This window comes from Kribbella sp. HUAS MG21, from assembly GCF_040254265.1.
In the GTDB taxonomy this organism is placed as follows: Bacteria; Actinomycetota; Actinomycetes; order Propionibacteriales; family Kribbellaceae; genus Kribbella.
Map to the genome: position 1 here is coordinate 4,533,674 of NZ_CP158165.1, position 23,683 is coordinate 4,557,356.

General features: G+C 70.3%; 25 protein-coding genes and 1 riboswitch. Of the genes, 14 read left to right on the forward strand and 11 right to left on the reverse strand.

Annotation, left to right across the window (positions count from 1 at the left end):
• Positions 1–11: 11 nt before the first annotated feature.
• Entirely contained in the window at positions 12–734 is a 723-nt protein-coding gene (locus ABN611_RS22290) for an alpha/beta hydrolase (RefSeq protein ID WP_350274149.1), read from the forward strand.
• Positions 735–771: 37 nt separating this feature from the next.
• Here ABN611_RS22290 and ABN611_RS22295 read toward each other — a convergent pair whose 3' ends face one another.
• On the reverse strand, positions 772–1,464 hold the full coding sequence (locus ABN611_RS22295) for a CHAP domain-containing protein (protein ID WP_350274150.1): 693 nt from the start codon (positions 1,462–1,464) through the stop codon (positions 772–774).
• A gap of 96 nt (positions 1,465–1,560) precedes the next feature.
• Positions 1,561–2,049 (reverse strand): CHAP domain-containing protein, encoded by a 489-nt coding sequence (locus tag ABN611_RS22300; protein ID WP_350274151.1) that lies wholly within the window; start codon positions 2,047–2,049, stop codon positions 1,561–1,563.
• 222 nt (positions 2,050–2,271) lie between these two features.
• On the opposite strand from ABN611_RS22300, the gene ABN611_RS22305 reads away from it, so the two are divergent.
• Both ABN611_RS22305 and ABN611_RS22310 read left to right on the forward strand, forming a co-directional pair.
• Positions 2,272–2,916 (forward strand): NBR1-Ig-like domain-containing protein, encoded by a 645-nt coding sequence (locus ABN611_RS22305; RefSeq protein WP_350274152.1) that lies wholly within the window; start codon positions 2,272–2,274, stop codon positions 2,914–2,916.
• Between the two features lie 52 nt (positions 2,917–2,968).
• The gene (locus tag ABN611_RS22310) at positions 2,969–4,825 is read left to right on the forward strand and encodes an alpha/beta hydrolase (RefSeq protein ID WP_350274153.1); all 1,857 of its coding nucleotides are present in this window, start codon (positions 2,969–2,971) and stop codon (positions 4,823–4,825) included.
• 74 nt (positions 4,826–4,899) lie between these two features.
• Here ABN611_RS22310 and ABN611_RS22315 read toward each other — a convergent pair whose 3' ends face one another.
• Complete coding sequence (locus ABN611_RS22315; protein WP_350274154.1) at positions 4,900–5,853, reverse strand: hypothetical protein; 954 nt, start codon at positions 5,851–5,853, stop codon at positions 4,900–4,902.
• Positions 5,854–6,067: 214 nt separating this feature from the next.
• Positions 6,068–6,580: a MarR family transcriptional regulator gene (locus ABN611_RS22320; RefSeq protein ID WP_350274155.1), complete on the reverse strand. Its 513-nt coding sequence runs from the start codon at positions 6,578–6,580 to the stop codon at positions 6,068–6,070.
• A 91-nt stretch (positions 6,581–6,671) separates the two neighbouring features.
• Here ABN611_RS22320 and ABN611_RS22325 point away from each other — a divergent pair, with 91 nt between their 5' ends.
• The 6 genes from ABN611_RS22325 to ABN611_RS22350 all read left to right on the forward strand — a co-directional run bounded on the left by ABN611_RS22325 (position 6,672) and on the right by ABN611_RS22350 (position 12,433).
• Complete coding sequence (locus ABN611_RS22325) at positions 6,672–7,592, forward strand: ABC transporter ATP-binding protein (RefSeq protein ID WP_350274156.1); 921 nt, start codon at positions 6,672–6,674, stop codon at positions 7,590–7,592.
• Positions 7,589–9,187 (forward strand): ABC transporter permease, encoded by a 1,599-nt coding sequence (locus ABN611_RS22330; protein WP_350274157.1) that lies wholly within the window; start codon positions 7,589–7,591, stop codon positions 9,185–9,187. The genes ABN611_RS22325 and ABN611_RS22330 overlap by 4 nt, the downstream gene beginning before the upstream one ends.
• Positions 9,188–9,270: 83 nt before the next feature.
• Positions 9,271–9,651: a PPOX class F420-dependent oxidoreductase gene (locus ABN611_RS22335; protein ID WP_350274158.1), complete on the forward strand. Its 381-nt coding sequence runs from the start codon at positions 9,271–9,273 to the stop codon at positions 9,649–9,651.
• Positions 9,641–10,843 (forward strand): precorrin-6y C5,15-methyltransferase (decarboxylating) subunit CbiE, encoded by a 1,203-nt coding sequence (gene cbiE, locus ABN611_RS22340; protein ID WP_350274159.1) that lies wholly within the window; start codon positions 9,641–9,643, stop codon positions 10,841–10,843. Before ABN611_RS22335 ends, cbiE begins: the two co-directional genes overlap by 11 nt.
• Positions 10,844–10,958: 115 nt before the next feature.
• Positions 10,959–11,699, forward strand: coding sequence for a precorrin-4 C(11)-methyltransferase (gene cobM / locus ABN611_RS22345; RefSeq protein WP_350274160.1), 741 nt, complete (start codon positions 10,959–10,961; stop codon positions 11,697–11,699).
• Complete coding sequence (locus tag ABN611_RS22350) at positions 11,696–12,433, forward strand: cobalt-precorrin-6A reductase (protein WP_350274161.1); 738 nt, start codon at positions 11,696–11,698, stop codon at positions 12,431–12,433. The genes cobM and ABN611_RS22350 overlap by 4 nt, the downstream gene beginning before the upstream one ends.
• Here the strand turns inward: ABN611_RS22350 and ABN611_RS22355 are convergent.
• Positions 12,423–13,172, reverse strand: coding sequence for a TetR/AcrR family transcriptional regulator (locus ABN611_RS22355; RefSeq protein ID WP_350274162.1), 750 nt, complete (start codon positions 13,170–13,172; stop codon positions 12,423–12,425). The two genes, ABN611_RS22350 and ABN611_RS22355, sit on opposite strands and share 11 nt — an antisense overlap.
• A gap of 79 nt (positions 13,173–13,251) precedes the next feature.
• On the opposite strand from ABN611_RS22355, the gene ABN611_RS22360 reads away from it, so the two are divergent.
• Both ABN611_RS22360 and rpe read left to right on the forward strand, forming a co-directional pair.
• The gene (locus tag ABN611_RS22360; protein ID WP_350274163.1) at positions 13,252–14,100 is read left to right on the forward strand and encodes an SDR family oxidoreductase; all 849 of its coding nucleotides are present in this window, start codon (positions 13,252–13,254) and stop codon (positions 14,098–14,100) included.
• A 44-nt stretch (positions 14,101–14,144) separates the two neighbouring features.
• Positions 14,145–14,810: a ribulose-phosphate 3-epimerase gene (gene rpe / locus ABN611_RS22365; RefSeq protein WP_350274164.1), complete on the forward strand. Its 666-nt coding sequence runs from the start codon at positions 14,145–14,147 to the stop codon at positions 14,808–14,810.
• Here the strand turns inward: rpe and ABN611_RS22370 are convergent.
• Positions 14,775–16,001 carry an MFS transporter gene (locus tag ABN611_RS22370; RefSeq protein WP_350274165.1) on the reverse strand — a complete coding sequence of 409 codons (1,227 nt, stop codon included), beginning with the start codon at positions 15,999–16,001 and terminating at the stop codon, positions 14,775–14,777. The genes rpe and ABN611_RS22370 overlap by 36 nt on opposite strands.
• A gap of 116 nt (positions 16,002–16,117) precedes the next feature.
• On the opposite strand from ABN611_RS22370, the gene ABN611_RS22375 reads away from it, so the two are divergent.
• A complete protein-coding gene (locus tag ABN611_RS22375; RefSeq protein ID WP_350281667.1) occupies positions 16,118–16,870 on the forward strand; it encodes an HAD-IIA family hydrolase in 753 nt (250 codons plus the stop codon).
• A 9-nt stretch (positions 16,871–16,879) separates the two neighbouring features.
• Here the strand turns inward: ABN611_RS22375 and ABN611_RS22380 are convergent, their stop codons facing one another.
• Positions 16,880–17,602: a polysaccharide deacetylase family protein gene (locus ABN611_RS22380; RefSeq protein WP_350274166.1), complete on the reverse strand. Its 723-nt coding sequence runs from the start codon at positions 17,600–17,602 to the stop codon at positions 16,880–16,882.
• Positions 17,603–17,759: 157 nt separating this feature from the next.
• Here ABN611_RS22380 and ABN611_RS22385 point away from each other — a divergent pair, with 157 nt between their 5' ends.
• Positions 17,760–18,950 (forward strand): epoxide hydrolase family protein, encoded by a 1,191-nt coding sequence (locus ABN611_RS22385; RefSeq protein WP_350274167.1) that lies wholly within the window; start codon positions 17,760–17,762, stop codon positions 18,948–18,950.
• On the opposite strand, the gene ABN611_RS22390 is transcribed toward ABN611_RS22385, so the two are convergent.
• From ABN611_RS22390 to ABN611_RS22405, 4 genes are all read right to left on the reverse strand, one after another.
• Entirely contained in the window at positions 18,926–19,681 is a 756-nt protein-coding gene (locus ABN611_RS22390) for an amino acid ABC transporter ATP-binding protein (RefSeq protein ID WP_350274168.1), read from the reverse strand. The genes ABN611_RS22385 and ABN611_RS22390 overlap by 25 nt on opposite strands.
• Entirely contained in the window at positions 19,668–20,423 is a 756-nt protein-coding gene (locus ABN611_RS22395; protein WP_350274169.1) for an amino acid ABC transporter permease, read from the reverse strand. The genes ABN611_RS22390 and ABN611_RS22395 overlap by 14 nt, the downstream gene beginning before the upstream one ends.
• Entirely contained in the window at positions 20,423–21,208 is a 786-nt protein-coding gene (locus ABN611_RS22400; protein WP_350274170.1) for an ABC transporter substrate-binding protein, read from the reverse strand. Before ABN611_RS22400 ends, ABN611_RS22395 begins: the two co-directional genes overlap by 1 nt.
• A gap of 226 nt (positions 21,209–21,434) precedes the next feature.
• Positions 21,435–22,052: a DNA-binding protein gene (locus ABN611_RS22405; protein ID WP_350274171.1), complete on the reverse strand. Its 618-nt coding sequence runs from the start codon at positions 22,050–22,052 to the stop codon at positions 21,435–21,437.
• Between the two features lie 114 nt (positions 22,053–22,166).
• Here ABN611_RS22405 and ABN611_RS22410 point away from each other — a divergent pair, with 114 nt between their 5' ends.
• The gene (locus ABN611_RS22410; protein WP_350274172.1) at positions 22,167–23,390 is read left to right on the forward strand and encodes an MFS transporter; all 1,224 of its coding nucleotides are present in this window, start codon (positions 22,167–22,169) and stop codon (positions 23,388–23,390) included.
• Between the two features lie 57 nt (positions 23,391–23,447).
• Positions 23,448–23,581: riboswitch (FMN riboswitch) on the forward strand.
• The last annotated feature ends 102 nt before the right edge of the window (positions 23,582–23,683 follow it).

Below are 23,683 nucleotides of genomic sequence, written 5' to 3' on the forward strand. Positions count from 1 at the left end.
AGGGTCGCGGCGTGTACTACGAGTCGTACGGCGCCGGACGCCCGCTCTTCTTCCTGCCGAGCTGGGGCGGCGACGGCGGTGAGGGCCGGGACATCCACGAGCCGCTCTTCGCGGACCGCGAGGGCTGGCGGCGGATCTACGTCGATCCACCCGGCACGGGCAAGTCGCCCGCGATCGAGTCGGTCACCGACCAGGACGGCATGGTCGCCGCGATCGCGGACCTGATCGACGACCTGGCCGGCGGCGAGCCGTTCGCCCTCACAGGTACGTCGGCCGGCGGCCTGCACGCCCGCGGGATCATCAAGCGCGACCCGTCCCGGGTCCTCGGGCTGTTGCTGCGCGCGCCCGGCATCGTCATCGACCGCGCGCGCCGCACACTGCCCACCGACGAACACCTCGACGCCGGACCGGATCGCGATCGGCAACACCGGTACTACGACGCGGCCGAGGCCTCGGCGGATCTCGCCTTCCTCGGGCGCATCCAGCGCGATGTCGCGACGTACAGCCTGCGGGAGGATCCGGCAGTGCGCTTCGAGCGGCCGACGCTCGTGGTGACCGGGCGCCAGGACGTCGTCGCCGGGTACGCCGACGCGTGGGCGATCCTCGACGACTACCCGCGCGCGACGTTCGCCGTACTGGATCAGGAGGACCACTTCCTGCCCGGTCCGGGGCTCGCGCTGTACCGCGCGCTGGTGGCGGACTGGCTGGACAGGGTCGAGCACCCGGACGCGTGAGGGGCGGAACGCGCGTCCGGGTGCTCGCGTCAGGCGGTCAGAAGTTCGGCCAGGCCCAGCCGAGATAGTTGGAGAAGTACGGCAGGGACCGCTTGCCGATCGCGCCGCTGACACTGGTGGCCCAGAACGTGCCGTCACCGTTGGCCACTCCGACATGTCCGTAGGCGCTGATGTTCCAGAACACCAGTGCGCCCCTCGGCGGGTTCAGGTCGCCGCGGTGTGCGGCGCCCCGGGCCACGGCGTCGTTCCAGTCGGCGATGGCCGAGGCCCAGATGCCGGTCTTCCCGTACGAGTTCTCGACGGCCATCTCGCAGTACCCCTGGTACGCCGTCGATCCGTTGCGGGCCGCGAACCAGGCGACCGACTTGTCGGCACGCGGGTTGCCGGCGCACAGCGGCGCGACCAGGCCGCTGCTGCCGGTGTTGACGTACGCGTCGGAGATGAAGCCCTTACCGGGGATGTGGTCCCAGATCAGGCTGCGGCCGAACTTGCCGGTGACCGGCTCGCCGTAGAGCTGGCAGTCGATCTCGACGGGTCCGTCCGGCTGGGTGCCGACCGAGCCGAAGCTGGTCGCGTTGCCGGACCGGATGGTGACACCGGTGTTGCTGTCGGTGTCGACGGTGCCGGTGGCGGCGTTGGCCGGAAGAACTCCGGTGCCGAGGACGGCGGTGCCGGCCAGTAGGGAGATGGCGGAGAGACGGGCGGTGATGCGCAAGAGGGCGGTACGCATGGTGGTGTCCCTTCTGGAGTTGTACCTCGCAGGCAACCAGACGGTGACGGCGTTGTCGCAGTAGGCAACAGGGCCGTCACCGCCCAGGTCCCGGGCTCAGAAGTTGGGCTGTGCCCAGCCGAGGTAGTTGGCGAAGTACGGCAGCTTCGCCTTGCCGATCCGGCCGTTGACGCTGGTGGCCCAGAAGTAGCCGTCGCCCGTGGCCAGGCCGACATGGCCCCACTGGCTGATGTTCCAGAAGACCAGGGCGCCCTTCGGCGGATTCAGGTCGCCGCGGTGCGCCGCTCCCCGGCGTACGGCGTCGTTCCAGTTCGCGATCGCCGACGCGTAGACGCCGGTCCTGCCGTAGGCGTTCTCGACGGCCTTCTCGCAGTACCCCTGGTAGGCGGTCGAGCCGTTCCGGGCGGCGAACCAGGCGATCGCGTTGTCGGCCCGCGACTGCGGGCCGAGCGCCGTACTGGTGCTGGGGGCAGTGGTCGGCGCCGGCGCGGCCGTGGCGGCGATGGCGGAGCCCCCGAGGCTCAGCCCGGCCAGGGCGGTGACGGCGATCAGGCGTGTGAACGCACGGGAAAGGGAGGACGTCATGGTGGTTGCCTTTCGCTCTGAAGTGCTCCGAAGTGTTGGGGGTATCGGCCTGTTCTCTTGGAGAATTCCCTGCCCTTGCAGACAATCAGAGCGTGATCAGGTTGTCGCAGTGGGCAACGTAACTGAATGGCAGCGGTTTGGTACTTTGTGTAGATAATTGACGGCGAGAGCGGAGAGTGCGCCGTGCGTCCAGCCCAGGCTCGGTACGTCCTCGGAGCTCGCATGCGCGAGCTGCGGGAGGCCGCCGGGGTGCCGTTGACCCGCGCCGCCGCCGAGTCGGGCTGGGACAAGGGCCACCTGTCCCGGGTCGAGCGCGGCCACACCAAGCCGAGCCGCGAACTGATCGAGTGGTACGACGATTCGTTCGGGGCGAACCAGGCGCTGGTGAACCAGTTGACCGAGCTCGACGCCGCCGTTCGCGCCGGCCGCGACGTCTCGCAGCGCGACCTGCGCCGGCACGTGATGCCGGTGCTGCTCGGCGGTTCGGTGCCGATCGACCATCATCCCGACGACCGCGCCGAGCTGGTCGGCGAGACGGTACCGGACGGGACCCAGGTGTGCCGCGACCAGCCGTTCGAGAAGACCTGGGAGATCCGCAACAGCGGCGAACGGCCGTGGCGCGACCGCTGGCTGACCCGGCAGGGCAGCGCCGGTGCGCCCGGCTGGCTGCGGTCGCCGGCGCGCGAACGGGTACCCGACGCGGCGCCCGGTGAGGTCGTGACGGTGCGGATGACGCTGCGGGCGCCGTCCCAGGTCGGTGCGTCGACGGCGTACTTCAAGATCACCGACGCGGCCGGCCGGCTGTACTACCCGGGGCTCGAGTCACCGCCCATTTACTGCACGATCTTCACCACGTACGACCTGTGAAGATAGGTTTGCCTGCATTCCTGATCCCCGCCCGGACACACGGAGTTCGCAGATGATCAGATCTCGCACGATCGCCCTGGCCCTCGCCGCGGTACTCGCCGTACCGCAGCTGGCCGCAGGCACCGCCACCGCGGTGCGCCCGTCGAGGGGACCGGTGGATCCGCCGGTGCCCGCCATTCCGCAGAAGTACCTCGACCAGCCCGTCAACTGGTCGGTCTGCTCGTTCGATGCCGCGGTCAAGCGGCTGTACCCGCAGGCGCCGACCACCAACTGCGCCACGGTCTCGGTCCCGATGGACTGGGCGAACCCGGACGCGCACCCGGACGTGAAGGTGGCGATCTCCTACAGCAGGGCCACCGGGACGTCGAAGGGCCTGATGACCACGAACCCGGGCGGTCCGGGCGGTCCGGGCCTGACGCTGTCCGCGTCGCTCGCGGTCGAGAAGCCGCAGCTGTTCAGCGACTTCGACCTGCTCGGGTTCGACCCGCGCGGCTTCGGTCAGAGCACGCCGCTGCAGTGCCTGACCACCACCGAGAAGCTGAACGCGCTGCCGGTGACGCCGGACTACAAGGAGCGCACCAGGCTGACCCACGAGGTCGAGGTGGCCGAGGCGAAGCTGCTCGCCGAGGCCTGCTCGGCGACCGAGTTCGGCCGGTTCGCCAGTAGCCAGCAGACCGTGTACGACATGGAGTTCCTGCGGGCACTGCTGAAGGCGCGGCAGCTGAACTTCATCGGCTACAGCTACGGCACATGGCTCGGCGGCTGGTACGCCGACGCGTACCCGGCGCGGGTCGGCCGATTCGTGCTCGACTCGAACATGGACTGGACCCGCACGCAGTGGGAGAACATGAACTTCGACCCGTTCTCCGGCCAGCGGCGACGGGACGCCCAGTTCATCCCGTGGGTCGCGCGGCACGCCGACATGATCCAGGGACTCGGCGCCACTCCGGCCCAGGTGTTGGCGAAGTACGACCAGGTCCGGGCCGACCTGGTGAAGCTGGTCAAGGCCGGCACCAGCAGCGTCCGCGGCGACGACCTGGACGGGCGGATCTACAGCACCGTCTACGGCAACGTGCGCTTCATCCGGGCCACGCTCGACATCCTCGTGCACGACGAGTACGTGAAGGACCCGTCGGCCTCCGGTGCGGTCGAGCTGCGGCACGTGGACCGCGCCTGGGCCCGGATCTCGCCGGAGCTGCAGGCGTTCGACACGCTCGCGAACATCCGGGCCCGGTACGGCGTCACGCCGGCCGCCTCGGCCGCGGTTGCCGCCGCGGCGCAGGTCGACTCGGCCCGGTCCGTGATCGCCGACGCCCGGGCGACCGCGGCCCGGTCGAAGGGTGACGCGACCGTCAACCTCGGCGCGATCAGTACGACGGTCCGCTGCAACGACACCGCGTTCAGCCACGACCCGCGGTACTACCTGCGCGAGGCGGACCGGATGGCGAAGAAGTACGACTTCTTCGGCTACATGAACGGCGTACCGATGTGCGCGTTCTGGCCGTACGCGCCGCAGGACCGGAAGGTCGACCTGAAGGGCTCGCCGCGGCTGCTGATGGTGCAGAGCGAGTTCGACCCGGCGACGGCGTACGAGGGCGCGCTCCGCACCCACGAGGCCACCGCCAAGGCAACGCGCTTCGTCGCCATCGACGACGAGGGTCAGCACGGCCAGTACGTCGGCTCGCCGTCGGCGTGCGTGGAGGAGATCGGCGACCGCTTCGTCTTCACCGGTGAGCTGCCGGGCAAGAACCAGGTCTGCGGCACGTCGCCGCTGCCCGCCGAGCTGTCGGTCTACCCGGTCGACGGCCCGATCGACGGCAACGCCGTACACCTCCCGAGGTCGAAGCAACGGGTCAACCCGCTGCTCCAGCAGACCCTCGACACGGTGGCGAACACCTCGCTCCGCTGACCCACGCCCTGCGGACAACTGCGTGCACTTGATGGAGACCTCGGACATCTGACCAGATGTCCGAGGTCCCCACCTCATGACCGAGGCTGATCGCATGGCCGGGGGTGGCTCGCCAGTGCGCGGTAGAGCCGGGCCGCGGTCGCTGCCGGGTGGTCCAGATCGGACCAGCTCGTCCGGACAACGGAGTATCCGCGCTCGCGGAGGCGGTCTTCGCGCCACTTCTCCGCTACGACGGTGGCGGCGCCATCGCCGTACTTCAGGGCTCCGTCGAACTCCACGATCAGCACCTGGCCGAGCAGGAAGTCGACGCGGGCGATCAAGTCGCCCTCGTTGCCGCGGATCTCCACCTGCAACTCCGCGGGTGGCAGGCGATGGTTGTCCATCAGCACCCGCAGCCGCGTTTCACCTACCGACTCGCTCAGTGCGTTCGCGAACTGCGCGGCAGCGCGGGCCGCCGGTGAGCCTGGCCAGTGCCGATGGCGTTCTGCCGTGCTGACGAGCTGTTCCGGTGTGGTCAGCCGGTCCCGCAGCGCTGCATCGCCGAGCACAACCCCGACCTCGTACGACGTACCACACGCCGTCTCGGCGATCGCGCGCTCGACCGTCGTCACCCGCAGGCCGCTCACCTCGGTCAGCTCGTCCGGACCGATCGGCGAGCGGTGCAACGACAGCGAAGCGTTCGATCGGATGCGACCGGTCGGCCTGGTGACGTGAACCCTGCTGAGATCGAGACCCCACAGCGGTAGACCGTGAACGACGGCCGCCGATTGGTGGCTGACAACCGCACCGTCGAGCCGCTCGGTCACCGACCGGACGGCGAGCAGGTGCAAGCGTCTCGCCCGGTCCCAGGGCGGCTCGTCGGCAGGCCAGTCGCCATGCTCGACGAAAGCATCGCGTCCGAGACGGGACCACACGCCGCGGCGCAGGCGGCTGCGCAACTCCGCGTCGCTGTAGCCGGCCGCCAGCACATCCGCCCGATTGAACCACCCCAACCGCCGTTCGGACGCCACTCTCAATTTCGGATTCACACTGACAACATGCCGTTGTCGGCACCCCGCCGTACCGCCCACTTCCTGCACTGTGGACAACCGCCGCGCGGTCGCCGGCGCAACCGTCGGGCGACCTGAGTCAGGACGTGGGGACTGCGTACATCTGACCAGATGTACGAAGTCCCCGTCGGCTGTCCAAGGGTGGTCCGGCGTACGGCGGTGCGCGCGGTCGGAGGGCGTGCGGCGGCCGGGGCTACTTGCGGTGTGCGGCCAGTTCCGCGTCGATTTCGGCGTCTAGTTCTGCCTTGCGTTTGATCCAGCGTTCGCTGAGGCCCTTGACCTCGGCGCCGATGAAGTCGATGAAACCCAGGGAGATGCGGATCCGGCGGTAGGCGTCGGTGCCCTCGCCGGCCGCGTCGAGGACCTTGCGGAGCGAGTCGGACCAGCGGACCAGGGCGGCGTCCTCGCTCATCATCGTCTGGTACCACGCGTCGTCCTGGACGACGTACACGTCGCGGCGGCTGCCGGGCTCGCGCTCGCGGGTCGCCAGCCGCAGCTGGAGCAGGTAGTTCACCGCACCGGAGACCGCGGCCGGGCTGGCCTGCAGCTGGTCGGACAGTTCGGCGGCGGTCATCCGGCCGTCCTCACTGGACAGGATCGCGGCGAAGACCCGGGCGGCCATCCGGGGCCAGCCGGTCTCGGCCAGCAGGTTGCCGAACTGCTCGGTGTACCGCTTGACGGCGTCGTCGTCTCGCTGTGCGCTCACGGCCCCATCATCTCCTCCCGGGTGAGGCTGACGTGTCAGTAACGCGTTAGAAAGATTCACAAACTTCTGAACGAAGTGTACGTTATGAATCATGACATCAGCCATCGTGGTCTCTGGACTGCACAAGTCGTACGGAAGTACGCACGCCCTCGACGGTCTCGACCTGGAGGTCGCGACCGGTGAGGTGCACGGCTTCCTCGGGCCGAACGGCGCCGGGAAGTCCACCACCATCCGGGTCCTGCTCGGCCTGCTGCGCGGTGACGCCGGCGATGTCAGCCTGCTCGGGGGCGACCCGTGGCACGACGCGGCGAAGCTGCACCGGCGGCTCGCGTACGTGCCCGGCGACGTCAACCTGTGGCCGAACCTCACCGGCGGCGAGGTGATCGACCTGCTCGGCCGCCTCCGCGGCGGGCTGGACGAGAAGAAGCGCGACGAGCTGCTGCGCCGCTTCGACCTCGATCCGACCAAGAAGGGCCGGACGTACTCCAAGGGCAACCGGCAGAAGGTCGCGCTGGTCGCGGCGCTCGCGTCCGACGTCGAGCTGCTGATCCTGGACGAGCCGACCTCCGGCCTGGACCCGCTGATGGAGGAGGTGTTCCGGCAGTGCATCGAGGAGGAGCGCCGGCGCGACCGCACCGTGCTGCTGTCGAGCCACATCCTGTCCGAGGTCGAGGCGCTGTGCGACCGGATCAGCATCATCCGCCGCGGCAAGGTGGTCGAGACCGGCACGCTGTCCGACCTGCGGCACCTCACCCGTACGTCGATCCACGCCGAGCTGGCCGGATCGCCGAACGGGCTGGCGCAGCTGCCGGGCGTCCACGACCTCGACGTCGAGGGCAACCGGGTCCGTTGCGAGGTGGACACCGCCCAGCTCGACGCGGTGATGCGGCAACTGTCGGTGAGCGGGATCAAGAGCCTGGTCGCACAGCCGCCGACGCTCGAGGAACTGTTCCTGCGGCACTACGAGGACGAGGTGGCGGCCGCGGCGGAGCCTGAGGCGGCCGTGCGATGAACGACTTCGTCGGAACCGGGACGCTGGTGCGGCTGGCGCTGCGCCGCGACCGGATCCTGCTGCCGATCTGGATCCTGGTGTTCGTGGTCACGGCCGCCGGCTCGGCCAAGGCGTCGATCGACCTGTACTCCGACCCGAAGGCGCTGGTCGAGGCCGCGCGGACGTCCAACGCGTCACCGGCCCTGGTCTCGCTGTACGGGCGGATCTTCGACGAGTCCTCGCTCGGCGCGGTGTCGCTGTTCAAGCTCACCGCTTTCGGCGCGCTGCTCGTCGGCCTGCTGGCCGGCATCCTCGTCGTACGCCACACCCGTACCGAGGAGGAGTCCGGGCGGCTCGAGCTGCTGAGCGCCGGCGTACTCGGCCGGTACGCCGCTCTGACGGCCGCGCTGATCGTGGCGGCGGGGACCATGATCGTGCTCGGGCTGCTGACCGCGGTCGCGTTGATCGGGTCCGGGCTGGACGCGAAGGGTTCCTTCGCCTTCGGGTTGATGTGGGCAGGGGCCGGGCTGGCGTTCGCCGGCGTGGCCGCTGTGACGGCGCAGGTCAGCGAAGGCGCGCGGTCCGCGAACGGGCTGACGGCTGTCGTGCTGGGTGTTGCGTACGTACTGCGGGCGATCGGCGACTCGTCGGCCGACGGCGGCGCGCGGTGGGTGTCGTGGCTGTCGCCGATCGGGTGGGCGCAGCAGGTGCGCCCGTACTCCGGCGACCGGTTCGCCGTACTGCTGCTGCCGGTGGTGTTCCTGGCCGTGCTGATCGCGGCCGCGACGGCGTTGATCCGGCGGCGGGACCTCGGCGCCGGTCTGGTGCCGCCGCGTCCTGGGCCCGCGCGGGCCGCGGCGTCGCTGCGGTCGCCGCTCGCGCTGGCGTGGCGGTTGCACCGGGGCTCCTTGTATTCCTGGGGTTTCGCGTTCCTGTTGCTCGGTCTGCTGGTCGGCAACATCGCGAGCAACGTCGACGGGTTCGTGACCAGCGACAGCGCGAAGGAGATGGTGCAGAAGCTCGGCGGGGTCGAGGGGATCACCGACGCCTTCCTCGCGACCGAGATGGGCATGATCGGGCTGCTCGCGTCGGCGTTCGGGATCCAGGCGGCGCTCCGGCTGCGGTCCGAGGAGACCGCGCTGCGCGCCGAGCCGCTGCTGGCGACCGGCGTCACGCGGGCGCGGTGGCTGGCGAGTCATGTGCTGATGGCGGTGCTCGGTACCGGCGTACTGATCCTGGTCGCCGGTCTCGGGTCCGGGATCTCGAGCGGCGCGTCGCTCGGAAACATGGGGCGGCAGATCCCGCAGTTGCTGGCGGCGTCCGCCGTACAGCTGCCGGCGATCTGGCTGGTGACCGCGCTGGTCGTGCTGTTCTTCGGTGTCGCTCCGAAGCTGGTGGCCGGTGGATGGGTGCTGTTCGGGGTGTTCCTGCTGATCGGGCAGTTCGGCGAGATCTTCAGCTTGCCGCAGTGGATGATCGATCTGAGCCCGTACGGGCACACGCCGCGGCTTCCCGGTGGTGACTTCTCCGCGACACCGGTGCTGTGGCTGTCCGCGATCGCCGCTGTGCTCACCATCACTGGTTTCATGACGTTCCGCCGCCGCGACATCGGCTGACATCCCGTGATCGCACTGGTCTGAGGGGTCCAGTGCTCGGCCCGCCCGGTTCGGCACCGGGCGGGCCTGTCTACGATCGCGGGGTGTTCAGTGAGCAGCTGGTGGACTTCTGGAGTGAGCGGCACCTGTGCGTCCTGAGCACGGTCCGCCCCGACGGCACCGTGCACGCGACGCCCGTAGGCGCGACCCTCGACGTGGAGTCCGGCCTGGTCCGGGTCATCTGCTCCGGTACGTCGTACAAGGCGCGCACGATCACGCGCCTGGGCGAAGCGGCAGTAGCAGTAACCCAGGTAGACGGCCGCCGCTGGAGCACCCTGGAAGGCCGCGCGGTTGTCCACACCGACCCCGACCGTGTCCGCGAGGCCGAGAACCGCTACGCGAAGCGCTACAAGCAGCCCCGGGTCAACCCCCAGCGAGTAGTCATCGAAATCACCATCACGAAAGCCCTGGGCAATGCCGGCTGACCCCATCACCGTCGTAGGCATCGGCGCCGACGGCTGGCCCGGCCTGGCCGCACCTGCCCGCCAAGCCCTCGAGTCCGCCGAGGTGCTCCTGGGCAGCCCTCGCCAACTGGCCCTCCTCACACAACTCGAACTCGGGGCGCTGCGGGTTGCGTGGTCTTTGCCGTTGTCGGAGGGGTTGCCTCGGTTGTTGGGGGAGTATCGGGGGCGGCGGGTTTGCGTGTTGGCGAGTGGGGATCCGACGTTTCACGGCATTGGTACGACATTGGTGCGGCTGCTCGGAGCGGACGCCGTACACGTGATCCCGCATCCGTCGAGTGTTTCGCTGGCCTGTGCGCGGCTCGGGTGGGCGCAGGATCAGGTGCAGGTGGTCAGCCTGGTCACCAACCCATCCGAACGGCTCCACCCCCACCTCCACCCGGCCCGCCGCATCCTCGTCCTCAGCCGCGGCGCCCAGTCCCCGACCGAAGTCGCCGACCTCCTGGTAGCCCGCGGCTACGGCGCCAGCCGGTTCACCGTCCTCGAACAACTAGGCGCCCCCACCGAACGCATCCACACAACCCAAGCCGCGGAGTGGTCGGCCACGGTCGATCCGCTCAACGTGGTTGCTGTTGAGTGCCCGGCGGACGCGCCTGTGCTGTCTACGGTGCCTGGCCTGCCGGACGACGCCTACGAGCACGACGGGCAACTCACCAAGCGCGAGGTGCGCGCGGTCAGCTTGTCTCGGCTTGCTCCGGTGCCGGGTCAATTGTTGTGGGACATCGGCGGTGGCGCCGGCAGCATCGCCATCGAGTGGTCCCGGCATCACGCGTCCTGCCGTGCGATTGCCGTCGAGCGGGACCCGGACCGCGCCAAGCGCCTCGAGCGCAACGTCGCCGCGCTCGGTGCCGCGGTACACGTCGTCGAAGGTTCCGCCCCCGCCGCGCTCGAAGGTCTCGAGCAGCCGGATGCGATCTTCGTCGGCGGAGGAGCGACGGCCGCCGGCATGATCGACACCTGCTGGAACGCCCTCCGCCCCGGCGGCCGGCTCGTCGCGAACGGCGTGACCCTGGAGACCGAGGCCCTGATCGCCCAGTGGTACCAGACCTACGGCGGCGACCTGATCCGCCTGCACGTCGAACGCGCCTCGCCCGTCGGCCGCCTGACCGGCTGGCGCCCCGCCATGCCGGTGACCATCTGGAGCGTGACCAAGTGACAGCATTGATGCCGCGACTCCGTCGCGGCGGGTCCTGGGGCTGTCACTCCCGTTCTTCCCTCGTCGCTCCGGTCGCTTCGCTCCCTCCGCTCCTCAGTCCAGAACGGGAGGCCCCATGACCGTGCACTTCATCGGCGCCGGACCGGGAGCTGCTGATCTGATCACCCTTCGCGGGCGCGACCTGATCGCCTCGTCGCCGGTGTGTCTGTACGCCGGTGCGCTCGTCCCCGTCGAACTGCTCGATCACTGCCCGCCCGGCGCGAAGAGGGTCGACACCGCGAACCTCAACCTCGACGAGATCCTCGCCGAGCTCGCGGCCGCGCACGCGGCCGGGCATGACGTTGCCCGGCTGCACTCCGGTGATCCGTCGGTGTTCAGCGCCGTGGCCGAGCAGATGCGGCGCCTCGACGACCTCGGGATCCCGTACGACGTGACGCCCGGCGTCCCGGCATACGCGGCGGCCGCGGCGACGCTCGGCCGGGAGCTCACGGTTCCCGAGGTCGGGCAGACCGTGATCCTCACCCGGATCGGCGGCAGCGCCAGCGCGATGCCGGCCGGGGAGGACCTCGCGACGCTCGGCCGCAGCTCGGCGACGATCGTGCTGCACCTCGCCGTCCAGCAGATCGACCGCGTGGTCGACGAACTGATCCCGAACTACGGCGCCGACTGCCCGGTCGCCGTGGTCGCGCGGGCCTCCCGCGACGACGAGGTCGTCCTCCGCGGCACGCTGGCCGACATCGCCGCGAAGGTGACGGACGCAGGCATCCGCCGTACCGCGGTGATCATCGCCGGAAAGGTGCTGTCGGCAACGGCTTTCCGGGACAGTCACCTGTACTCGGCCGACCGCGCTCGATGAAGGTCCTGCTGCTCGGCGGCACCGGCGAGGCACGTGAACTCGCCGGCCTGCTGACCGACGCCGGCATCGACGTACTGACGTCCCTGGCCGGCCGGACGACCAACGCGCGGCTGCCGGTCGGCGAGGTGCGCTCCGGCGGCTTCGGCGGCGCGGAGGGACTCGCCCAGTGGCTCAGCACGCACCCGGTCGACGCGGTGGTCGACGCGACGCACCCGTACGCCGCCACGATGACGGCCCACGCGATCGAGGCCGCCCGGACCACCGGCGTACCGCTGCTGGTCCTGCGCCGCCCCGGCTGGACGCCCGAGCCCGGCGACGACTGGCACCCGGCGGACTCCCACGCGGCGGCCGCCGAGCTGCTGCCGAAGCTCGGCACGCGCGTGTTCCTGACGATCGGTCGCCAGGGCCTGGACGCGTACGCCGGCACAGGCCTGTGGACCCTCGCTCGCTGTGTAGATCCACCCGAGCCGCCGCCGTCCTGGTGCCAGCTCCTGCTCGCCCGCGGCCCGTTCGCGGAGGCCGACGAGCTCGACCTCCTGCAGCAACACCGCATCGACGTACTCGTGACGAAGAACAGCGGGGGTACGGCGACCGCGGCCAAGCTGCACGCCGCACGTCGACTGCGCGTTCCGGTGGTCCTGATCCGTCGGCCGGAACTGCCTGAGCACCTGGATGTCGTCGAGTCGCCTGCTCAGGTGGTCGGTTGGATTCAGCGGCGGGGGATCAGCGGGTGATACGGGTGAGCCACTCGCCGAGAACGTGACGCTCGCCGTCGGTGAGCATCGTGAGGTCCGGCAGTTGGGCCTGTAGTGCGTTCGCGGCCGTCGCCGGTCCGGCGTTGCGCGTCTCGACCGGGCCGGTGGTAAGTCCTTCGGTCGGTCCGGCGGTGAGCGCCGCGATCACCGCGTCGAACATCGCGTCCGCCAGCCGCGGGTTCCGTCGCTCCTCGGGTAAGGCGAGCAGCGTCAGTACGGCGCCCGATCCGGCCGCCTGCAGCATTTCCGCGGCCAGTTCCTCGTCGATGCGCAACCGTCCGGCGGCCGCGATGTTGCGGATGCGCGTGCGCAGGATCGCCAACCCGGCCTCCGCGGCCGCGGGGCGATTGCCGCGCGGCGTGTCGGCGTACATGAGCAGGAACAGCGCCGGGTTCGCCAGGCCGAATCCGATATGTAGGTCCCACCCGGCGCGCAGGTCTGCGATCGGGTCGGCGGTGGGGTCCAGCGGCGGCTTGCCGGCCAGGTACCGCGCGAACCCGTACTCGAGTACGGCCGCCAGCAGCCCGTCCTTGTCGCCGAACAGCCGGTAGATCGTCGGCGCCTGGGTCCCGGCCGCGGCCGCGACCGCCCGGGTCGACACCGCGTCCCGTCCGCCGCTCGCGAGCAGCTGCGCCGCGACCTCGACGATCTGCGCCCGCATCCGGTCCCGCCCGCTCGTCCCGTCGCCGCTCGGCCGGTCGGTCTGCGTGTCCTCCACGCCGCCCACCGTAGCGGTTGGCTGCGACTGTTATCAGTGATAACGTCAATCCGCATCCACTGATAGCAAGGAGCTGTGCATGATCGTCGTCACCGGAGGGACCGGCCGCCTCGGCCGCGCCGTCGTGGACCGCCTCGCCGAGCGGATCCCGGCCGACCAGTTGGGGGTCAGCGTGCGCGACCCGCAGAAAGCCGCCGACTTTGCAGCTCGTGGCATCCGGGTACGCCGCGCCGACTTCGACGACCCGGGCGCGCTGGCCGACGCCTTCCGAGGCGCAACCCAGGTGCTGATCGTGTCGGGGCCGGCCGATCCCGCGCCGCACCACGTCGCAATCGGCACCGCCAAGACCGCAGGAGCGGAGCGCATCCTCTACACCAGTCACCAGGCGGCGAACCCCGATTCGCTCTTCGTCGCGACCCGCGGTCACGCAGCGACCGAACAGGACCTGGTGAATTCCGGCGTACCGTTCACCGCGCTGCGCAACGGGTTCTACGCGAGTACGCCGGTCTTCCTGCTGCGGTCCGCGCTGGAGACGGGGGAGCTGGTCCTGCCCGCGGACGGCCCGTTCTCGTGGACCGCGCACCGGGACCTCGCCGACGCCGCGGTCGTCGCCCTCACCGACCCGGACCGCCTCGACGGCGTCACACCACCGCTGACCGGCCCCGAGGTCCTCGACTACGCCGACGTCGCCGCGATCGCCTCGGACGTCCTCGGGCGGAAGATCACGCGCGTCACCGTGCCGGACGAGGAGTGGAAGCAGGCCGCGCTCGGCCGCGGGATGCCGGAGTTCCTGGTCGAGTTGACCCTCGGCATCTTCGCGGCGGCGCGGCGCGGTGAGTTCGCCGTGGTCGACCCGACGCTGCCGACGATTCTCGGCCGTCCCGCGACCACGCTCCGCGAGGTGCTGACCGCGGAGCTCACCGCCTGAGCCCGCCTGCGCGCCGCTCGGCGTGCGGTCGATAGATTGACGCCATGGGGATTCAGATCGCGCCGAGCATCCTGTCCGCCGACTTCGCGCGACTCGCCGACGAGGCCGTGGCCGTGTCGAACGCGGACTGGCTGCACGTCGACGTGATGGACAACCACTTCGTGCCGAACCTGACGCTCGGGATGCCGGTGGTGGAGTCGCTGGCGAAGGCGACCGACATGCCGCTGGACTGCCACCTGATGATCGAGGACCCGGACCGCTGGGCGCCGGGGTACGTCGAGGCGGGCGCGTCGAGCGTCACGTTCCACGTCGAGGCCTGCCGGGCGCCGATCCGGACCGCCCGGGAGATCCGGGCGAAGGGTGCGCGGGCCGCGATGGCGCTCAAGCCCGCGACCCCGATCGAGCCGTACGAGGACATGCTGTCCGAGCTCGACATGATCCTGATCATGACCGTCGAGCCCGGGTTCGGCGGGCAGAAGTTCCTCGACGTCTGCGTGCCGAAGATCCGCCGCACGCGGGAGCTGCTCGACAAGCACGGCCTGGACCTGTGGATCGAGATCGACGGCGGGGTGTCGGCCGAGACGATCGAGCGCTGCGCCGAGGCCGGCGCCGACGTGTTCGTGGCCGGCTCGGCGGTGTACGCCGCCGACGACCCGAACGCGATGGTCGAGAAGCTACGCGGTCTCGCCGAGCAGTCCGTCACCCGGTAGGTCCGAAGGAGCCGGCGCCGGCGCGACCTCCGGCGGCACGCGGAGCAGCAGGACGGTCGCCACCGCCGCGAGGATCGCCGCCAGCAGCCACACGTACCGCACGCCGAGGCCCTCGATCACCGCACCCGACACGGCGGCGCCGACCGCGGCACCGCCCATCGCCGAGCTGCTCATCCACCCGAACACCTCGGTGCGTGCCACGTCCGGTGTCAACGCGCCGAGCCGCTCGTACAGCGCGCCGATCGCCGGCGCCAGCGTCAGCCCCGACATCGCCAGCGCGATCCCGAGCGACACCGTCGACCAAGTCGCGAACACGCACAACAGCATCCCCGCCACGACCAGCGCGGCCCGCCGCCACACGTACGACGTACGACGTCCCGGCAGCGCGCCCGCGACCACGCCGCCGACCAGGCTGCCGAACGCCCAGACGGCCTCGAAGATCCCGGCGATCAGCCGCTGCCCGTGATCGTCGGCGTACGCGACGATCGCCAGCGAGATCCCGTTGAACGACATCACCCACAGCCCGAACGCGAGGATCAGCGGCAACCGGTGCCGATGCCAGAGGAGCTGCCGCGCCGTCAGTGGCACGGGAGCGTGCTCGCCGTGGGGGAGCGGCGCGGGTTGTCGAAGCGCGTACCACCAGATGAAGACCGCCGACATCGTCGCCGCGAGGAGTACGCCGAGCCGCGGGCTCGCGACGCTCACGGCGGTCGCGCCGAGCATCGGCCCGACCATGAACAGCAGCTCCTGTGCGGTCGCGTCCACCGAGTACGCCGTCCGCAGCGCCGGGCCCTGCACGACCCGCGGCCACGCGGCGCGCAACGTCTGCATCACCGGCGGCACGAGCGCACCGGCGACCAGAGTCAGCAGGGGCAGCGCTTGATGCGCACCGGCGGGCAGCAGCGCGATCGCGAGCAGCGCGACGCTCCATGCGATCCCGGTCACCAGCAACACGCCGCGCGGTCCGCGCCGGTCCGCCGTCCGCGACCAGAGCGGGCCGGCGATCGCCATGCCGACCGAGTACGCACCCGCGACGACACCCGCCCAGCGGAACGATCCGCTCAGGTCCTTCGCCAGAAAAGTGACCGGCACCATCGTCGCGAGCACGGGCAGTCGAGCGAGCAGGGAGGACAGCAACAACGCCGTCACACCCCGAGTTCGCCACAGCTCTCGGTAGCCGGACAAGTTCATGCCTGCATTCTGAACAAGGCCACCGACACTTTTCCTCCCCCGCCCCTCCGCCCCGGTCAGGCAATTACGATGGCCCGGTGACCGAGCACAAACCGGTGGAGAGCTGGCTCACGGACATGGACGGCGTGCTGGTGCACGAGGAGCGCGCCATTCCCGGCGCCAGCGAGTTCATCGCCGCGCTGCAGGCCTCCGGCAAGCGGTTCCTGGTCCTCACCAACAACTCGATCTTCACGCCGCGCGACCTGCGCGCCCGGCTGCTTGCCGCGGGCATCGACATCCCGGAGGCGTCGATCTGGACCAGTGCGCTGGCCACCGCGCAGTTCCTGGACGACCAGCGTCCGGGCGGGACGGCGTACGTGATCGGCGAGGCGGGCCTGACCACGGCGCTGCACGAGGTCGGGTACGTGCTGACCGAGCGCGCCCCGGACTACGTGGTGCTCGGCGAGACCCGGACGTACTCGTTCGAGGCGATCACCAAGGCGATCCGGCTGATCGCCGAAGGGGCCCGGTTCCTCGCGACGAACCCGGACCCGACCGGCCCGTCGACCGAGGGCCCGCTGCCCGCGACCGGCTCGGTGGCGGCGCTGATCACCCGGGCCACCGGCGTCGCGCCGTACTTCGTCGGCAAGCCGAACCCGTTGATGATGCGCAGCGCGCTGAACCGGATCGAGGCACACTCCGAGACCACCGTGATGATCGGCGACCGGATGGACACCGACATCATCAGCGGTCTGGAGGCGGGCCTGCGGAGCGTGCTCGTGCTGACCGGCTCGACCGGTGAGCACGAGGTCGAGCGGTTCCCGTACCGCCCGACCCGCATCGTCGCCTCGATCGCGGACGTCGTACCGCTGGTGAGCGCGCTGTCCTGAATCCCAGGCCTAACAGGTGAGGGTGCGGAACCCGTAGCCCTGCGCCTTCAGCGCCTGCAGGATCGCGGGCAGTGCCGCCACCGTCTGCGTGCGGTTGCCGCCGCCGTCGTGCATCAGGATCACCGAGCCGTTGTGCACGTTCTTCAGCACCCGCTGCACGATCGCGGTGGTGCCCGGCTTCGTCCAGTCCCGCGAGTCGACCGTCCACACGACGAGGTCCTTGCCGAGGGCGCGCGCCCGCTGCCTGACGGTCGCGTTCACCCCGCCGTACGGCGGCCGCAGACAGGCGGGCGTACTACCGGTCTGGGCGCGGATTGCCTCGTCCGTCGACGCGAGCTGCTGCCGGAACGCGGTCGCGCTCAGGGTGCGCAGGTCGGCGTGCGTCCATGTGTGGTTCTGCACGCTGTGGCCAGCGGCGTGGATCCGCTTGGTCAGGGCAGGATGCTTGCGGACGTTCTGGCCGATCTCGAAGAAGGTCGCCTTGGCGTCGTACTTGGCCAGGATGTCGAGCACTTTCGGGGTGTACTCGGGATCAGGGCCGTCGTCGAAGGTCAGGACGACGTACTTGCTGGGCAACGGGGTCTTCGAGGGCGTGGCCGGAGCGGCCGCGGCCGGCGCGGGCGCGACCGGTTTCGCCGGCGACCGGGCGGCCGCGACCACGACCGTGCCGATCACGGCACTCACCAGCATCATGATCGCCAGGCCGACGACCCTGTTCCCCGTACGCGTCAAGCGAACGTCCATGGTCCCCCCAGGGCGGTGGGTGGTTCACCTGCGCACGCTACCCGCGCTGGACCCGCGGGCACCTGAGGCGCACCGGACGAACTCCGGGAAACCAACATCTGTTAGAACCGTGGTTCAGCCGGTTCCGCGATGGCCAGGAGGTCTCATGCCCCGTCCAGCCAACGACGTCCAAGCGTTCGAAGCCCAGGCCCAGGACGCCGAACTCGACGAACTGCGCGCCCGCTTGGCCGCGGCGCGGCTGCCGGAGGCCGAGACGGTCCAAGGCGCGGCGCCCGGTCCGCGCCGCTGGGACCAAGGCGTTCCGCTCGCCGACCTCGTCGACGTGGTCGACTACTGGCGCACCGGGTACGACTGGCGGTCGTTCGAAGCGCGTCTCGACCGGATTGGGCAGTTCCGGACGACGATCGACAGCCTGGGCATCCACTTCCTGCACCGCCCGTCCGCGCGTGCGGACGCCACACCTCTGGTCCTGACGCACGGTTGGCCGGGCAGCATCGCCGAGTTCGTCCACGTAGTGGAGGACCTGGCGGATCCGGACGACACGGACGCGCCGGCGTTCCACGTCGTCGTACCGTCCCTGCCGGGCTTCGGTTACAGCGACAAGCCCGCCACCACGGGCTGGGGGACCGAGAAGATCGCGGCCGCCTGGGTGGAGCTGATGGGGCGGCTCGGCTACGACAGGTTCTTGGCCCACGGCGGCGACTGGGGCGGCAACATCACCACGGTGCTCGGCGGCAGGTTCCCGGAGCACGTGCTCGGCATCCACACGACGTTCGCGGACGGACCTCCGGGGCTGACGACGGAAGGCCTGACGGCCGAGGAGCGCGGCTGGGCCGAGCAGACGCGCGACTTCTACGCGGGCCCGCGTGGGGCGTACGCGAAGCAGCAGGCGACCCGGCCGCAGACCATCGGCTACTCGCTCGTCGACTCACCGGTCGGGCTGCTCGCCTGGATCCTGGACAAGTTCGCCGAGTGGTCGGACACCGAGGACAGCCCGTTCGAGACGATCTCCCGGGACCGCGTGCTCGACGACGTCACCCTGTACTGGCTGACGCGCAGTGGCGCCTCGGCGGCGCGGATCTACTACGAGAGCCACGCCTCGATGGACCCCGATCTCCGCGTCGACGTCCCGGCGGCGATCACCATGTATCCCCGCGACATCGAGAAGTGCCCGCGCCCCTGGGCGGAGCAGCGCTACCGGCAGCTCGTCCGCTGGACGACGCCGGAACGCGGCGGGCACTTCCCGTCGCTGGAGGTTCCCGAGTACTTCGTCGACGACCTGCGAGCAGGCCTCGCGGCCGTGCTGGCAGCTCAGAGCACCTGGGACAGGAACTGACGCAGCCGCGGCGACTCGGCCGCGCCGAAGATCTTCTCGGGTACGCCGGACTCGACCACGACCCCGTGGTCCATGAACGCGACCTGGTCCGCGACCTCACGCGCGAAGCCCATCTCGTGGGTGACCACGACCATCGTCATCCCGGCCTGCGCGAGGTCCGCCATCAGCGCCAGCACGCCCTTCACCAGCTCGGGGTCGAGCGCCGACGTCGCCTCGTCGAACAGCATCACCTCGGGTTCCATCGCCAGCGCCCGCGCGATCGCGACCCGCTGCTGCTGCCCGCCGGACAGGTTCCCGGGCCGGGCGCCGGCCTTGTGGGCGAGCCCGACGAGTTCGAGCTGCGCACGGGCCGCGGCCTGGGCGGCCTCGGTGTCGAGCTTCTTGATCTTCCGCAGCGGCAGCGTGATGTTGTCGAGCACGCTCTTGTGCGGGAACAGGTTGAAGTGCTGGAACACCATCCCGATCCGGCGCCGCAGGACGTCGGGATCACCCCGCAGTACGGACTCGCCGCCGAGCTTCACGTCACCCGCGTCCGGCTCGAGCAGCCGGTTGATCGCGCGCAGCAGCGTCGACTTCCCGGACCCCGACGGGCCGATCACGCAGGCGGTCTGCCCGGCCGGTACGGCGAGATCGACGCCGCGCAGGACCTTGTTGCTGCCGAAGGCCAGCTCGACGCCGCTGACCTCCAGGCTCGCGGCCTCGACGGACCGTAGCGATTCAGCGGTTGGCATGGGCGAGATCCTCCAGTGCGACGTCGTCGGTCTCGACCGGACGTCCTTCGCGCAACCGCTTGTCGAAGTAGTTCACCAGGTGGGTCAGCGGCACGGTGATCACCAGGTAGAAGATGCCCGCGAGCAGCAGCGGCGACAGGTTGCCGTTGGTCGCGGCCGCGTCCTGGCCGATCCGGAACAGCTCGCGCTGACTCGCGAGCAGGCCCAGGAAGTACACCAGGCTCGACTCCTTCACGAGCGCGATGAACTGGTTCACGAGCGCCGGGAGCACCCGTCGTACGCCTTGCGGGATGACGACGAGGCGCATGCCGCTGGTGTAGCTGAAGCCGAGCGCGCGGGCGGCCTCGAGCTGGCCCTTCTCCACGCTCTGGATGCCGGAGCGGAAGATCTCGCCGATGTACGCCGCCGCGATCAGCGACAGGGCGAGGATGCCGAGCGGGTACGGGTTCGGGCCCCACCAGTGCCGGGTGATCGGGGACAGGCCCTGGCCGATCAGCAAGATGGTGAGGATCGCGGGCAGGCCGCGGAAGATGTCGGTGTAGATCTTCGCCGGCCAGCGCAGCCACGGCTTCGTGGACAAGGCGAGGACCGCCACGACCATGCCGAGCAAGGTGCCCAGCACGACCGAGGCGGCCGCCAGGATGAGCGTGTTGACCAGTCCCACCTTCAGCATTTCGGGCAGGACCGCCTTCATCGACTCCCAGTCGAGGAAGGTGTCACTCAGGGTGGACCAGATGTCCATCAGGATTTCGGTGCCGTGAACTTGACCGAGCCGCTGCCCGGCTTGAAGTTCGCCGGTACGGCGCGACCCGGGTAGTACTGCTCGACCAGCTTGGTCCAGGTGCCGTCGGCGATCACCTCGTCGAGCGCCTTGTTCACGGCCTCGCGGAGCTTGTCGTTGTTCTTGGCGACCGCGAACGCCATCGGCGCCTCACTCAGCTCCTTCGCGGCCAGGATCACCGTGCCGCCGCCCTGCTCCTTGGCCATCTTCTCGCCGATCTCGGCCGGCGAGACCCACGCGTCCGCCGTACCGGCCTTGAGCTGGCCGAGCGCGGCGTTGTAGTTCGGCACCCGGACCGGGTTCAGGTTCTTGCCGGTGGCGTAGTCGTCCTGGACGGTGCCCTGGACGACCACGACGCGCTTGCCGGACAGCTGGTCGAAGGTCTTGATCCCGGAGTCCTTCGTGGTGTTGAGGCCCAGGTAGCCGAAGTCGTAGCCGTTGCTGAACGCAACGGTCTTCTTGCGCGCCTCGGTGACCGTGATCGACGAGCTGCCGAGGTCGAACTGGCCGCCGTTCACCTGCGAGAGCAGGGCGGAGAAGTCGGTGCCGACGAACTCGGGCTTCAGGTTCAGCTTCGCCGCGACCGCGGTGATCAGGTCGTTGTCGAAGCCGGTGAACTTGCCGTCCTTCACGTACACGTTCGGCGGCGCGTCGGTGAGCGTGCCGATCCGCAGCGTCCCGGCCTGCATCAGCCCCAGGTCCGGGCCCGACGCGGAATCCTTCTGGTCGCTGCCGCAGGCAACCATGGCCGCCGTCAGGGTGATGGCACCGAGTACTGCGACAACCCGCCGAACTGTGACACCCCGCCGAAGAGGGCCGAACGCGCGCACAACTGTCTCCTCACAACGTCAACGAACGCAGGGCGATCCGCCCCGCCTCCGCAACTCAACACCAGCCGGGCCCGCGGAAATTCCACCCGACAAGGGATGAGACGGCGCCGAAAGTGCAGTCGGCTTGTGTTATATCGGAGGCTCAGCCGTGATGCTGCTCATAGTGCGCGAGGGCGTCGGCGGTGCGGCCGGCGCCGTACGCGAGCAGGAGCTCGGCCACCGCGGGCGACTCGGCGGCGGCCGCGGCGGCGGCCCGCTGGATCTCGTCGGCGGACGCGACGGCGCGGAACAGGTCCTGCAGTTCGCGGACGACGGCGCGTGCGGACGGCGGCGTCGCCGCGTCGGGTTGGGCAGGCCAGGACGAGGTCTCCACGGCGAGCCCGGTCGGCGAGGCGAATGGCGTCGGGGTCGGCCCGGGGGCCGTCCGCCGTACCTGGGCCGTCGTCGGGCGCGTGTAGGCGCCGGTCGCGGCGCGGATCCCGTCGAGTTCCTGGGGGATGTGCTCGGGCTCGATGCCGCCGGCGACGGCGAGATCGGCGAGCTCGGACACGGATCGCAGCCGGGCCACCACGGCCGGGTTGCCGATCTTCACCCGCTGCGCGCTGACCAGCTGCGACAGCATCGGCGCGGACAACCCGATCACTTGGGCGAGACCGCCCTGCGTCAGGCCGAGCGCCCCGGTGATCCGCCGGACCACGTCACCCAGCGGCTCGCCGTACAGCTCGACCTGTTGCTGCAGGTTGTGCGCGGTCTGCTCCATGCAAAAATCTTCGCACTTGCGAACGTGATTTTCCAGCGCTGAGCGGTCGGGAAGTTGCAATCGCAAAGAGAATTACGTTTGCAGGCGCGGAGCGGGACGGGAAGACTGATCCTGATGGACTCGGCAGCGGTCACCAGGCTGACACGGGACCGGGTGCGCTTCCTGGTCGCCGCGCTGGCGATCACGACGACCGTCGGGTACGGCGTGCTCACCTACGCGTTCAGCGCCCTCCTCGGCCCGATGAGCGCCGAGCTGTCGATCTCCACGTCCACGGCCGTCGGCGCCTCGACCGTCGCCGTCCTGGTCAGCGCCCTGATGTCGATCCCGGTCGGCCGGCGCCTGGACGCGGGCGGCGGCCGCGGCCTGATGAGCGGCGGCTCGGTGCTGGCCGCGTTCGCCGTCCTCGGCTGGTCACAGGTCCAGAACGTCGTCCAGCTGTACGCCGTCTTCGTGCTGCTCGGGATCGCGAGCGCGATGGTGCTCTACCCGCCGGCCTTCGCGGTCGTGGTCGCGGTCGCGGCACCGGCCGCCCGGAACACCTCGATCCTCACGATCACGATGGTCGGCGGCCTGGCGAGCTCGATCTTCATCCCGCTGACGGGGTACCTCGCGCACACCCTCGGCTGGCGGACCGCGCTCGTGGTGCTCGCCGGGACTGTGGCTGTGATCACAGTGCCGCTGCATCTGTTCGCCGTACCGCGTCGGCCGCGGGGGCCGGGTGGTTCGCGGCCGGCGAAGTCTCCGGCTCGGGTGTTGCGCGACGCGGGGTTCTGGCTGCTCGCGGGGGAGTTCGTCGTCCACAGCGGCGGACTGGCCGTGATCTCGGTGCATCTGGTGCTGTATCTCGTCAGCCTCGGTCATCCGCCGGCGCGGGCGGCGAGCCTGGCGGGGTTGCTCGGCCTGCTGTCGGTGACCGGCCGGCTGGTGGCCAGTGTGTCCGCGCGATGGTTGCCGATGGCGACGATCACGGCGCTGATCGTGTTCTGCCAAGGGGTCGCGGTCGCGCTGCTGCCCGCGGTCGGGCGGCACGTGGGCGGCGCGATCGGGTGCCTGGTGCTGTTCGGGCTCGGGTTCGGGGTGTCGTCGGTCGCGCTGCCGGCGATCCTGCTCGACCGGTACGGCGCGACCGGCTTCGGCACGATCGCCGGGATGATCGGGACGCCGGCCACGATCGCGAAGGCGGTCGGGCCGCTCGGCGGGGCGGGCCTGGCCGAGGCGTTCGGGTACCGGCCGCTGATGTTCACGGTCGCCGCCGGGTGCGTGGCGGCGGCGCTGGCGCTCGTCCTCAGCCGCCGGGTGCGGGCGCCTGCGTCGGCCACTGAACCGCTCACGATGTGACCTGGGTCGTGGTGCGGGTTGCGGGGGAGGGCATACTTGAAGCACGAGTGAACCCACTCGCGTGCTCCGGGGTCGGTGTAATTCCGAGCCGGCGGTGACAGTCCGCGACCCGGTCGCTGTGGTTCGGCGATCGGTTGACCTGGTGGAATTCCGGGACCGACGGTGAAAGTCCGGATGGGAGGCGCACGCGATCGGCGGGTGTGCTCCGGCATCCGGTCAGGCGGTGCGCGCGGGACGGCGTACGGCGGGACCTGGGCGGCGGGGCGTGGCCGCCGGTTGTCACGAGACCCCGG